This is a genomic window from Streptomyces cyaneochromogenes (assembly GCF_003963535.1).
GTDB lineage: Bacteria > Actinomycetota > Actinomycetes > Streptomycetales > Streptomycetaceae > Streptomyces > Streptomyces shaanxiensis.
Genome location: NZ_CP034539.1, coordinates 4,421,539 through 4,433,970, shown reverse-complemented (window position 1 = coordinate 4,433,970; position 12,432 = coordinate 4,421,539). Strand labels below are relative to the sequence as shown.

The following is a 12,432-nucleotide window of genomic DNA, read 5'->3' as shown; positions in this document are numbered from 1 at the left end:
CGGCAGCGTCCCTAAGGGGCGCGGGACTGTATCGATATGCGGATCCGCCGCGGGGCGCGACCAGCCACGACGGCCCCGCAGACGATCGGCGCTCCTGTCGCGGCAAATCCAGCGGAGCGCTCAGGCCGCCGCGGCCGACGTGAGCAGCACCCGCACCTCCTCGGCCTCCGGCGAGCCGTTCTGCTCGTAGAGGCTGAGCGCCTCACGCCAGCACGCGCGCGCCCGGTCCGCCTGACCGAGGGCCGCCAGCGAACGCCCCAGCAGCGTCAGGACGTTGCCCTGCATACGGTCTCCGCCGATGCAGCCCAGCGCGAGAGCCTGTTCGGCGTGCTGGGCGGCCTGCGCCGGGCGGCGCTCTGCCGCGTGCACCTCGGCGATACGGAAGTGGGTGACGCCCTCCCACAGCCGCTGCCGGTGGTCGTTGAAGAGGCCGAGCGCGTCGGAGAACTGGCTCAGCGCCTCGGTGGAACGCCCCGCCCGGGTCAGTGCGACGCCCAGCTGGAAGTGGCCGTTGGCCAGCCGCACGGTCCGGCCGACCGCGGTGTGCACGGCGAGACCGCGCTGCGCGATCTCCACGGCCTTCGCGATGTTGCCCATACCGAGGTGGGCACGGGACAGATTGCCGAGGACGGTCGCCTCGAACAGTCGGTTCCCCGCCGCCCGCAGACCTTCGAGGGCCTGGTCGAAGAAGACCTTGCCGTCGGCGAACCGGCTCTCGTGCAGGCAGATGAGCCCTCGGTTGTTGGCGACCCAGCTGACGGCGATGGAGTCCTGCGCGCGCGCCGCGAGCTCCATGGCGACCCGCGCCTCCTGCTCCGACTGCTGGACACGGCCGGAGACCAGCAGCACATCACTGAGCACCGTGCGGGCCCTGCCCTCCGCCCGTTCGTGGCCGGCGACCCGGGTCGCCTCGCAGGTGGCCCTGGCCGTCATCTCGTACTGATGCGAGTTGGCGCCCGACTCGGTCAGGTCCTTCGCCGCCCAGAGCAGATCGACGGCCCGCCGCAGTCGCTCCGTCCCCGCCGCCTGCCGTACGCAGGCCAGGAGTTGCCCGGCCTCCGTGTACAGCCAGTCGAGGGCCGCCGCCGCCTCGGTGAAGCGCAGCCCCGGATAGCGGGTGGGCTCCAGGTGGTCGGTGAGCCGGTCCTCGCCGTGCTCGATCGCGTACACCTGCGCGGTCGTCGCCAGATAGAAGTCCAGCAACCGCGACAACGCCTCGTCCCTCTCGCCGGGCGGCTGCTCGTCCCGCTCCGCGCACGCACGCGCGTAGAGCCGGACCAGATCGTGGTACCGATAGCGTCCGGGCGCCGCCGACTCCAGCAAGGACGTGTCGACGAGGGACTCCAGCAGTTCCTCGGTGTCCTCCGGCGGCAGATCCAGTACGGCCGCGGCGGCCGCGAGCGAGATGTCCGGCCCGTCCGCCAGCCCCAGCAGCCTAAACGCCCGGGCCTGGGCCGGCTCCATGGCGCCGTACCCCAGCTCGAAGGTCGCCTTCACCGCGAGGTCGCCGGCCTGGAGCTCGTCCAGCCGGCGCCGCTCGTCGGCGAGCTTGGCGGCGAGCACGGACACCGTCCAGGTGCGGCGGGCCGCCAGCCGGGACGCGGCGATGCGGATGGCCAGCGGCAGGAAGCCGCAGGCGGCGACCACGTCCAGCGCGGCCTCCCGCTCGGACGCGACCCGCTCCTCGCCCACGATCTTCGTGAAGAGGGACAGCGCCTCGTCAGGGGACATCACGTCCAGGTCGACCAGATGCGCCCCGGCGAGATCCACCATCCGCACCCGGGACGTCACCAGCGCAGCGCAGCCCTCCATGCCCGGCAGCAGCGGGCGTACCTGGGCCGCGTCGCGGGCGTTGTCCAGCAGGACCAGGATCCGGCGGCCGTCCAGCAGCGAGCGGTACAGCGCGGCCCGCTCCTCCAGCGAGTCCGGGATCGCCGAGTCCGCGGTGCCCAGCGCGCGCAGGAAGGAGCCCAGGACCGTCTCCGGTTCCGCCGGCCGCGGACCGGCGCCCTGCAGGTCGACGTAGAGCTGCCCGTCGGGGAAGGCCGACCGTGACTGGTGCGCCACGTGCACCGCCAGCGTCGTCTTGCCCACGCCGCCGATGCCGGCCAGCGCCGACACCGCCATCACCCGGCCCTCGGTCCCGGAGGCCCCCGCCAGCACTTCGCTCAGCTCACGTACGAAGGCGGAGCGTCCCGTGAAGTCGGGGACGCTCGCCGGGAGTTGCGCGGGGCGCACCGGGACCACCGTCGGCTCCGCGGCCGGTGCCGACGGTTCCGCGAGGCCGGGGTCCGCCTGCAGGATCCGCTGCTGGAGCTCCTTCAGACCCGGGCGCGGGTCCACGCCCAGCTCGTCCGCCAGCAGGCGCCGCGTGTCCGCGTACACCGCCAGCGCCTCCGCCTGCCGGCCGCTGCGGTACAGCGCGAGCATCAGCAGCTCCCGCAGCCGCTCGCGCAGCGGGTGCTCCGCCGTCAGCGCCGTCAGCTCCGAGACCGCCTCGGCGTGGCAGCCCTGCTCCAGGTCCATGTCGAGGCGGGACTCCAGCAGTTGGAGCCGCCACTCCTCCAGCCGGACCCGCTGGGCCTCCGCGTACGGCCCCGGGACCCCCGCCAGCGCCTCGCCGTCCCACAGCGCCAGCGCCCGCCCGAGCACCTCCCGGGCGTGGCACAGATCCCCGGCGCCGCGCGCCTTCTCCGCCTCCGCCGCCAGCTCCTGAGCCACCGCCAGGTCCAGCGTGCCCTCGGCCAGGCCCCGCACCGCGTAGCCGCCCGACTCGCTCACCAGGACCTGGGGGTCGAGCACCTTGCGCAGCCGGGAGGCGTACGTCCGGACCGCCGCCAGCGCCTGCGAGGGCGGCTCCTCGCCCCACAGGGCGTCGATCAGCTCCGCCGCGGTCGCCGTGCGGCCCTCGCGCAGCAGCAGGGCCGCGAGCAGGGCGCGTTGCTGGGGGGAGCCGGTGGAGAGCCGCTCGTCTCCGCGCCATGCGCGTACCGGACCGAGCACGCTGAAGCGCAGCGTCGCCGCAGGCTCCGCCGCATCTGTCGAGGAGCCGGGACGCCTCTGCTCCGGCACTCGCGGTACCCCGCCCATCGCAGTCCCCCTAGGACCCGTTTACATCGACGCCAGTTTGCCTTGTTCCGGCTGATGCGTCAGCTGTGGATGGGCTGATCACAGGTGGACGCGCGGGATATCACAAGGCCCTCACGCGGTCTTCGCACGACGGCTCCCCTTCCGCGTAGCTGACGGACCGTCAGATCGGCGCTACCGTGAGCGCCATGGACACCGAGACGACGTTTCCCCTGATCATCTCCGTCGACGACCACACGGTGGAGCCGCAGGCCGTCTGGCAGGACCGGCTCCCGAAGAAGTACCAGGACGTCGGGCCGCGCATAGTCCGGGCGCCACTGAAGGAAATGACCTTCCTGGGCGGGCGGTTCAAGCCCGTCATGGGCCGGCCGGGAGACGACGGTCCGGTCGGCGACTGGTGGGTGTACGAGGACCTGCACCGGCCGATCACCCGCCTCGACACCGCCGTCGGCTACAGCAGGGACGAGATCAAGCTGGAGGTCATCACCTACGAGCAGATGCGCCCCGGTTCGTACGACGTCCCCGCCCGGCTCGCCGACATGGACGTCAACCACGTCCAGTCCGCCCTCTGCTTCCCGACCTTCCCCCGCTTCTGCGGCCAGACCTTCACCGAGGCCCACGATCACGAGCTGGGGCTGCTGTGCGTCCAGGCCTACAACGACTGGATGGTGGAGGAGTGGTGCGGCCCGCACGCGCGGGGCCGGCTCATCCCGCTCACCCTCATCCCCCTCTGGGACGCCGAGCTGGCCGCCGCCGAGGTCCGCCGCAACGCGGCACGGGGCGTGCGCGCCGTCGCCTTCTCCGAGATACCCCCGCACCTCGGGCTCCCCTCCGTGCACACCGACGCCTGGGACCCCTTCCTCGCCGCGTGCGACGAGACCGGCACGGTGGTCGCCATGCACATCGGCTCCTCCAGCCGTATGCCCTCCACCTCCGCCGACGCGCCGCCCGCCGTCGGCTCCACGATCACCTTCGCCAACTGCTGCTTCTCGATGGTCGACTGGCTGATGAGCGGCAAGTTCGAGCGTTTCCCGAACCTCAAGGTCATGTACGCGGAGGGCCAGATCGGCTGGATCCCGTACATCCTGGAGCGCGCCGACGTCGTGTGGGAGGAGAACCGCGGCTGGGGCGGGGTCGCCGACAAGGTGCACCGGCCGCCGTCCGAGCTGTTCGCCGACCACGTGTACGGCTGCTTCTTCGACGACGCCTTCGGCCTGCGGAACCTGGACGCGATCGGGGTCGGGAACGTCCTGTACGAGACCGACTACCCCCACTCCGACTCGACCTGGCCGAAGTCCCGCGAGGTCGGCGAGGCGCAGATGGGGCACCTGGACGCGGACGTCGTCGAGCGGATCGTGCGCGGCAACGCCATCGAGCTGCTGGGGCTGACGCGGGAGGGGCTGTGGTCCGGGCGGTAGGCAATCAAAACGTAATCAAGGACTTCTGAACGGAACCCCGACCCCAGAGGCACCGTCTTCCCGGCCGAGGTGCGAAGCATCTCGTAAGTGAGAAATCGGCACATACCACACTTCGGTCGGGGCAGACATGGCTCTTCAGCGCGCGCAGGTCACCGTCGTCGTCATCGGCTACGACGACGCCGCCCATGTGGCGGACGCGGTGCGCTCGGCGCTCGCGCAGGGGCCGGCCGTCCGCGAGGTGATCGCCGTCGACGACTGCTCGACGGACGGCAGCGGGGAGCTGCTGGAACGCCTGGCCGCCGAGGAACCGCGCCTGAAGGTGATCCGTCGCCCGGTCAACAGCGGCGGCTGCGGCACCCCGCGCAACGACGGGCTGAACGCCGCCGCCTCGCCGTATGTGATGTTCCTGGACAGCGACGACCTGCTGCCGCTGGGCGCCGTCGACGCGCTGCTGGGCGCCGCCCTGGACGACGACGCCCCGGTCGCGGCCGGGCTGTGCCTGCGCAAGGAGCTGCCGTCCGGGCGCGAGACCCCCTGGCAGCCCAAGGTGTACACCCGGCGCACCCTGGTCACCCACCCGGCCCGGCGGGTGCGCCTGGTCCACGACACGCTCTGCGTCAACAAGCTCTACAGCACCGCGTTCCTGCGCGAGCGGGCGATCCGCTTCCCCGAGGGGGCCTTCCCGTACGAGGACTTCGTGTTCACCGCACGGGTGCTGGCCGCCGGGCCCCGCGTCGCGATCGTCCCGGAGCCGGTGTACCTCTGGCACGTGCGCCGGTCGGCGGACCGGCTCTCCATATCCCTCGACCGCTCCGGCATCGCCAACTGGCGGGCCCGCATCGAGGCCGAGCAGCTGTCGTACGACATCCTGTGCGGCTCCGGGGAGAAGCGGCTGGCGCGGGCCGCCAGGGCGCGCTTCCTCGACCACTCGCTGCGGATGTACGCGCGCGAGCTGGGACAGCGCGACGCGGAGTACCGGCGCGAGTGGTGGACCCTCACCCGCGCGTACCTGGCCTCCTTCGACGAGGGCGACTTCGCGGCGTCGCCGTCGCCCGGCAGCGTCGTCGCCCGCGTGGTGCTGGCCGCCGAGGAGCCGCGCGACGTGGGCCGGCTCAGGGAGATCGCGGCCCGCCCGGCCCGGCTGAACCCGCCGTACGCGCGCGCCGCCGACGGCTGCCCGGTCTGGTCGGCGGACCTGCCCCAGGTGGAACTGGACCACCTTCTCGTCCGCCCGGTGCACCTGCTGCCCGCCGCCGTCGACGCCGAACTGCGGCCGCGTGTACGCGGGACGGCGCTCCGGCTGCGCCTGCACGAGCTGTACGGGCGGATGGCGGACGCGGGGCCGGCGACCGTCCAGGCGCAGCTCGTGGAGCGGGACAGCGGACGGGTGGGATTCGCCGGTACGGCGCCCCTCGCGGCCGACACGGTCTCCGACACCTGGTCGGCCGAGTTCCCCCTGGACCTGGCGGCGCTCGGCCGCGGCACCTGGGACCTGCGGCTGCGGCTGGGCTTCAAGGACGGCAGCCACCGGGAGACCACCGCCCACGCGGTCGCGGGCGCCGGGCTGCTGCGCCGGAGCGCACTGCCGAGCGCGCGCCACGGTGTGCTGCTGGTGCAGCCGTACGCCACCCACTCGGGGTCGCTCGCGGTGCGGCTCGCCCCCGGCTGGCGTGGCCTGGCCGACGTCGTGGAACGGCGCGTCAAGCGCCTCTTCCGCTGACCGCGCGATCCCCTCGCACGCATCCACGACATCACCTCCCCGGGAAGGGACCGTTCGTCCATGACTTGGCTGATCACCGGCGGCGCCGGCTACATCGGGGCGCATGTCGTGCGCGCGATGCTCGACGCGGGCGAACGAACCGTCGTCTACGACGACCTGTCCACGGGCGTCGCCGAGCGCGTGCCCGAGGACGTGCCGTTGGTCGTCGGCTCCACGCTCGACGGTGACCTGCTCGGACGCGTCATCCGGGACCAGGGGATCACCGGCGTCGTCCATCTCGCGGCGAAGAAGCAGGTCGGCGAGTCCGTCGACCTGCCGCTGCACTACTACCGGGAGAACGTCGAGGGCCTGCGCGTCCTGCTGGAAGCGGTGACCGGGGCCGCCCGCGTACGGTCCTTCGTCTTCTCGTCCTCGGCGGCGGTGTACGGCATGCCGGACGTCGACCTGGTGACGGAGGAGACACCGTGCGCGCCGATGTCGCCGTACGGCGAGACCAAGCTCGCCGGCGAGTGGCTGGTCCGGGCCACGGGCCGCGCGACGGGCCTGTCCACGGCATCGCTGCGCTACTTCAACGTGGCCGGCGCGGCCACCCCCGAACTGGCCGACACCGGCGTCTTCAACCTCGTCCCCATGGTCTTCGAGAAGCTCACCGAGAACGCGCCCCCGCGCATCTTCGGCGACGACTACCCCACCCTCGACGGCACCTGCGTCCGCGACTACATCCACGTCGTCGACCTGGCCGAGGCCCATGTGGCGACCGCGCGGCGCCTGCGCGAGGCACCGGGCACGGACCTCACGCTCAACATCGGGCGCGGTGAGGGCGTCTCGGTGCGCGAGATGATCGACCGGATCACCGCGCTCACCGGCCACGCCCTGGCCCCCGTGGTCGTGGACCGGCGGCCGGGCGACCCCGCCCGGGTCGTCGCCTCGGCCGACCGCAGCACGGCGGAGCTGGGCTGGAAGGCGCGGTACGGGGTGGACGACATGATCTCGTCGGCGTGGGCGGGCTGGAACTGAGCGCTCCCGCGCCGTCGCACCTCTGAGGCCGTTACAGCAGGCCCCCCACCTCCGCCCCGAACGCCCCGATCTGGTCGGTGAGTTCAGCGCGGCTCCGGCTGCGGAACCGCACCTGGATCTGGTCCACCCCCATCGCGCGGTAGGCGCGCAGGGACTCGGCGAGGGCCTCCGGCGGCCCGGTGAGCGTCCGGCGGCCGACGTCCCAGGCGGGTGTGCCGACGTACAGGGGCTCGACGATGGCGCCCATGACATACGGCCCTTCGATGCCGGCCTCCTGCCTGAGCCGCCGGATCCGGGCGATCTGCGCGGGCAGCCGGTCCCGGGGATCGCCCTGCGGCAGCCACCCGTCCGCCTTGAGCGCGGCCCTGCGCACGGCGGCCGGCGACGACCCGCCGACCCAGACCGGGACACGGTCCTGAGCGGGTCGCGGGCGTTGGCCGAGCCCCTCGAAGTCGTAGAGCTTGCCGTGGTGTTCGGGGAACTCGTCCGGCCCGAGGGCGGCCCGCAGGGCGTCGATCGACTCGTCCAGCACGACCCCGCGCCGCTCGAAGTCGACCCCCAGCGCCTCGAACTCCTCCCGCACATGACCGGCCCCGACCCCGAGGATCAGCCGGCCGCCGCTGAGATGGTCGAGGGTGGCGTACTGCTTGGCACCGAGCAGCGGATGCCGCAGCCCCGTCACCGCGACGTGCGTGAGCAGCCGTACACGGTCGGTGGCCGCCGCCAGGAAGGCCAGCGTGGCCACCGGGTCGTACCAGACCGTGCTCATCGCGGACGCCAGGCGGCGCGGGATGCCGACGTGGTCGCAGCTCGCGAGGTAGGCGAAGCCTGCGCGGTCGGCGGCGCGGGCGACGGCGAGGAGGTCCTCGGGGCCGGCGGCGGCCTCCCAGGGTTCGGCGTAGATCGTGCTCTGCGACTGGACCGGGAGTTGGATGCCATACGACAGGGCCGGCATGGTGCCCCCTTCGTTCGCGGTCGAGGTCCGGCGGGTGGACTGACGCGGACTACATAGTCGTAGCTGACGGTCCGTCAGGCAACCCGGGCGGCGCCATCGACATCTACTGAAGTGACCCTCAAGCGGCTCATCGCGCTTACAGGGTGGAAACAGGGATGAATGGGGTGAAGGTGGACGCGGATCAGCGAGCCTCCATATCCGACGTCGCCGTGCCCGGCGTCGCCATGTCCGTCGTCGTGATCGTCTACAACGACGAGGCCAGGCTGTCCACGGCCGTACGCTCCGTGCTGGAGCAGACGCTGCGCGGTGTCGAGGTCGTGATCGTCGACGACCACAGCACGGACGGCTCGTACGAGGTGGCCCGCCGTCTCGCCGCGGAGCACCCCGACCGGGTGCGGGCGTACCGGCTCCCCGAGAACAGCGGCGGCTGCGGCGCACCCCGCAACCACGGCATCCTCAAGGCCCGCGGCGACTACGTCCTCTTCCTCGACAGCGACGACGTCCTGGAGCGCGACGCCTGCCGCAACTTCCTGGACGCGGCCGAGACCACCGGCGCCGACCTTGTCTCCGGCATGTGCGTGCGCGTCCACGTCGACTCGCGGCACCGCAAGGAGGTCAAGTGGTACCCGTGGCTGTACGCCCGCACCCGCACCCTCGACTCCATCGCCGAGCTGCCTGACCTGCTGGTCTACGACACCCTGTCGACCAACAAGTGCTACCGCCGGGAGTTCCTGGTCGACAGCGGCCTGGACTTCCCCGTCGGCATCCACTACGAGGACCTGCTCTTCTCCGCCCGGGCGTACACGGCGGCCCGCCGCATCACGCTGATACCGAACCGGGTCTACGACTGGAACGTGGCCGAGAAGGCCGGCACCAAGTCGATCAGCAACCGCCGGGCCGAGATCGCCAACTTCGCGCACCGCATGGAGATCCACCGCCGGGTCGACGCGCTGCTCGCGGAGAAGGGCCTCACGGAGCTGAAGTTCCGCAAGGACGTCAAGTTCCTCAAGCACGACCTGGTGCTGCACCTGCGCGACCTTCCCTTCAGGGACGCCGCCTACCGCCAGGAGTTCGCCGCCCTCGCCCGCACCTACCTGGCCTCCATCGACCCGGCCGCCTACGACGAGGTCGAGCCCATCCACGCCATCTGCGCGTATCTGCTGCGGGTGAGCGACTGGGACAACCTGCTTCCGGCCGTGGACACGCTCACCAACCGCGACAAGGTCTCCGCCCCGCTCGCCGAGCGCGACGGGCGCGTCTACTGGTGTGCCGAGCACATCGACGAGGACCCCTTCGCCCGCCGGATCCTGGACGTCACCGCGCTCGGCTACCACGCCCGGCCGGTCGGCAAGCTGTTCCTGCGCAACGAACTGACCGAGTACCGGCACGAGGCGGGCAGCGGTGCCGTGCGGCTCGCGGGCCGCGTCACCAACCCCCTCGGTGTCGTCCCGCCCGGCGCCCGGCTCACCGCCGAGCTGGAGTTCTACGCCCGTCGGCAGGGCGTTCGCCTGCAGACCTTCCGCTTCCCGGTGGCGACGGTCCGGCACGAGGGCGCGCACGTGTCCTGGGGGGCCTCGGCAGACCTGACGAAGGGCCTGCGCCCGCTCGGCATCGTGGACGCCGTCTGGGACGTACGCCTCCACCTGGACGTCGACGGCGAGCGCACGACGACGCGCCTGACCGCCGCCCGGTCCGGTCTGGCCTCCGGCGAGGTGCCGGTGCGCCCCCGCCTCACCCGGCTCGTCGCCGACCGGATCGAGCCGCAGGTGTCCGCGCGGGGCCACCTCGCCTTCCGCCTCGTCCCCGACAAGAAGGCGAACGCCGTCGTCACCCGTGGCCTGCAGGGCGCCCCCGGCCGCCTGGCCAAGACCGGCTACCGCAAGGCGAAGGCGCTGCGCAAGAAGGCCACCTCCGGCGACACCAAGCTCCGCATCTATCACGAGCTGTTCCTGCGCATGCCGGTGCAGAAGCGGCTGGTGGTCTTCGAGAGCCATCTGGGCCGGCAGTACAGCGACAGCCCTCGGGCGATCTACGAGGAGATGCGCCGTCAGGGGCTCGACTTCGAGGCCGTGTGGTCGTACACGGGCAGCCCGAAGGGCTTCCCCGCCGACGCCACGCCGGTGCGCCGCTGGTCGCTGCCCTACCTCAGGGCGCTGGCCCGCGCCGAGTACTGGATCGACAACCAGAGCTACCCGCTGAAGCTGACCAAACGCCCGGGGACGACGTACATCCAGACCTGGCACGGCTCCGCGCTCAAGCGGATGGGCTTCGACGAACCCGGCTGGAAGCTCAAGTCCCGGCCCGAGCAGGCGGAGCAGCAGCGCTCCCTGGACCGCTTCGACCACTTCCTGGTCCGCTCCGAGCACGACGTCCGCACCCTCGCCCGCGCCTTCCGGCTCCGGGAGAAGGCGCTGCTACGGGTGGGCTACCCGCGCAACGACGAACTCGTGCGAGCCCGGGAATCGGCTGAACGCCCGCCGCTGGCGGCCGAGTTGGGCATCCCGGCCGACAAGAAGGTGCTGCTGTACGCGCCCACCTTCCGGCAGCACGGCGGGCGCCGCTTCGAGCTGCCCTTCGACGTGGAGCGCTTCGCGGAGGAGTTCGGCGACCGGTACGTCCTCCTCGTCCGCGCGCACTACCTCAACCACGTCGTCCTCCCGCCGTCCGTACGCGGCCGCGTCATCGACGTGTCGGACCACCACGACGTGACCCCGCTCCTCGCCCTGGCCGACGCACTGATCACGGACTACTCGTCGGTGATGTTCGACTACGCCCTGCTGGACCGGCCGATGCTCTTCTTCCCCTATGACTACGAGGAGTACGTGCACACGGGCCGCGGCACCTACTTCGACCTGCTGGAACGGGCACCGGGCCCGGTCGTCCGCACGGAGGACGAACTGACCTCCCTGCTGGAGGAGTCGTCGCTGGAGGAGCAGACGGTCAAGTACGCGGCGGAGCGGGAGCGGTTCGTGGCCGACTTCGGCGAGTACGACAAGGGCACGGCCGCGCGGGACATCGTCGAGGAGTTCTTCGCCGAGTGGAGGAAGGCATGACGGGGCGGGACATCTTCCTGGTCTCCAACAGCGTGGACGAACTGGGCGGGGTGACCAGCTGGTCGCATCAGATGGCCCGGCTCCTCACCGAGCGCGGCCACCGCGTGCACGTCATCGGCATCACCACCCCCGACGACCCGCACGACCTCGGCGAACTCCCCTACCCCACCACGCGGCTGTACGACGGCCAGCCCCCGGGCCCCGGCCGGGCACGCGACGCGAGCATGCGGGAGAGGGCGACCGTGCTGACGGGCCTGTTCCGCGCCGCACGCCCCGGTGCGGTCGTCATCGTCACCCAGGTGTGGGCGATGGAGTGGGTCAAGCTCGCCGACACGGCCGGGCTGACCGTCATCGGGATGAGCCACGAGTCCTTCGAGGCCTCGAAGCGGTCCTCGCGCTTCCAGCGGGTCCTGCGGCACTACCGGGACGTCGACCGCATGCTCGTCCTCACCCGCGAGGACGCCGACCTGTGGATCGGCGCGGGCCTCAACAACGCCTCGTTCCTGCCGAACGCCGTGCCCTGGCTGCCGGACGAGCCCTCGCCGCGCACCGGGAAGGCCGTCGTCAGCATCGGCCGGCTCAGCGACGAGAAGGGCGTCGACATGCTCCTCGACACCTGGTCCGAGGTCGCCCCCCGGCACCCCGACTGGGCCTTGAAGGTCTACGGCTCCGGGGAGGACGAGGAGATCCTGCGCAAGCAGTGCACCGCCCTGGGCCTCGACGACTCGGTGGTGTGGATGGGCCGTACCGGCGATGTGCCGGGCGCGTTGCGGGGCGGCTCGGTGTTCGCGCTGTCCTCCCGGAGCGAGGGCTTCCCCCTCGCGCTCATGGAGGCCATGGCCATGGGCGTCCCCTGTGCCGCCTTCGACTGCGCTCCCGGTGTCCACGAGATCGTCCACGACGGCGAGGACGGCCTCCTCGCCGCCCCCGGCAACACCGGCGAACTCGCCCGCAAGCTGGACCTGCTGATGTCGGACGCGGGGCTGCGGGAGCGGATGGGGGAGGCGGCGCGGGAGAACATCCGGCGGTACGGGGCGCGGGAGATCGCCGAGAGGTGGGAAGCGCTGTTCGCCTTCCTGGAGAGGTAGGCGGCGCATCGCCTCCGGCGTGCGGAACTCCGGAGCTTGAACTTTGAACATGTCCACGCCGGTTCGCGTATGTACGGACGTACGGACGTCATGG

7 protein-coding genes are annotated in these 12,432 nt (G+C 72.0%); 5 read left to right on the top strand and 2 right to left on the bottom strand.

The genetic code is table 11. From position 1 onward, the window contains the following. Positions 1–120 precede the first annotated feature (120 nt). Complete coding sequence (locus EJ357_RS19855) at positions 121–3,090, bottom strand: AfsR/SARP family transcriptional regulator (RefSeq protein WP_126392951.1); 2,970 nt, start codon at positions 3,088–3,090, stop codon at positions 121–123. A gap of 185 nt (positions 3,091–3,275) precedes the next feature. Between EJ357_RS19855 and EJ357_RS19850 the strand changes: the two genes are divergently transcribed. From EJ357_RS19850 to galE, 3 genes are all read left to right on the top strand, one after another. Beyond that, positions 3,276–4,505, top strand: coding sequence for an amidohydrolase family protein (locus tag EJ357_RS19850; RefSeq protein WP_175647449.1), 1,230 nt, complete (start codon positions 3,276–3,278; stop codon positions 4,503–4,505). Between the two features lie 127 nt (positions 4,506–4,632). Then, the gene (locus EJ357_RS19845; protein WP_126392949.1) at positions 4,633–6,225 is read left to right on the top strand and encodes a glycosyltransferase family 2 protein; all 1,593 of its coding nucleotides are present in this window, start codon (positions 4,633–4,635) and stop codon (positions 6,223–6,225) included. 60 nt (positions 6,226–6,285) lie between these two features. Continuing rightward, entirely contained in the window at positions 6,286–7,242 is a 957-nt protein-coding gene (gene galE / locus EJ357_RS19840) for a UDP-glucose 4-epimerase GalE (RefSeq protein ID WP_126392948.1), read from the top strand. 31 nt (positions 7,243–7,273) lie between these two features. Here galE and EJ357_RS19835 read toward each other — a convergent pair whose 3' ends face one another. Further along, positions 7,274–8,197 (bottom strand): TIGR03619 family F420-dependent LLM class oxidoreductase, encoded by a 924-nt coding sequence (locus EJ357_RS19835; RefSeq protein WP_126392947.1) that lies wholly within the window; start codon positions 8,195–8,197, stop codon positions 7,274–7,276. Positions 8,198–8,352: 155 nt separating this feature from the next. Here EJ357_RS19835 and EJ357_RS19830 point away from each other — a divergent pair, with 155 nt between their 5' ends. Next, positions 8,353–11,250 (top strand): bifunctional glycosyltransferase/CDP-glycerol:glycerophosphate glycerophosphotransferase, encoded by a 2,898-nt coding sequence (locus EJ357_RS19830; protein ID WP_126392946.1) that lies wholly within the window; start codon positions 8,353–8,355, stop codon positions 11,248–11,250. Continuing rightward, positions 11,247–12,338 (top strand): glycosyltransferase, encoded by a 1,092-nt coding sequence (locus EJ357_RS19825; protein ID WP_126392945.1) that lies wholly within the window; start codon positions 11,247–11,249, stop codon positions 12,336–12,338. Before EJ357_RS19830 ends, EJ357_RS19825 begins: the two co-directional genes overlap by 4 nt. Positions 12,339–12,432 lie beyond the last annotated feature (94 nt).

What these genes read in the sequence shown, in the direction of transcription:
- EJ357_RS19855 (WP_126392951.1), bottom strand. Translation starts at nt 3,090, where the DNA reads ATGGGCGGGGTACCGCGAGTGCCGGAGCAGAGGCGTCCCGGCTCCTCG.
- EJ357_RS19850 (WP_175647449.1), top strand. Translation starts at nt 3,276, where the DNA reads ATGGACACCGAGACGACGTTTCCCCTGATCATCTCCGTCGACGACCAC.
- EJ357_RS19845 (WP_126392949.1), top strand. Translation starts at nt 4,633, where the DNA reads ATGGCTCTTCAGCGCGCGCAGGTCACCGTCGTCGTCATCGGCTACGAC.
- galE (WP_126392948.1), top strand. Translation starts at nt 6,286, where the DNA reads ATGACTTGGCTGATCACCGGCGGCGCCGGCTACATCGGGGCGCATGTC.
- EJ357_RS19835 (WP_126392947.1), bottom strand. Translation starts at nt 8,197, where the DNA reads ATGCCGGCCCTGTCGTATGGCATCCAACTCCCGGTCCAGTCGCAGAGC.
- EJ357_RS19830 (WP_126392946.1), top strand. Translation starts at nt 8,353, where the DNA reads ATGAATGGGGTGAAGGTGGACGCGGATCAGCGAGCCTCCATATCCGAC.
- EJ357_RS19825 (WP_126392945.1), top strand. Translation starts at nt 11,247, where the DNA reads ATGACGGGGCGGGACATCTTCCTGGTCTCCAACAGCGTGGACGAACTG.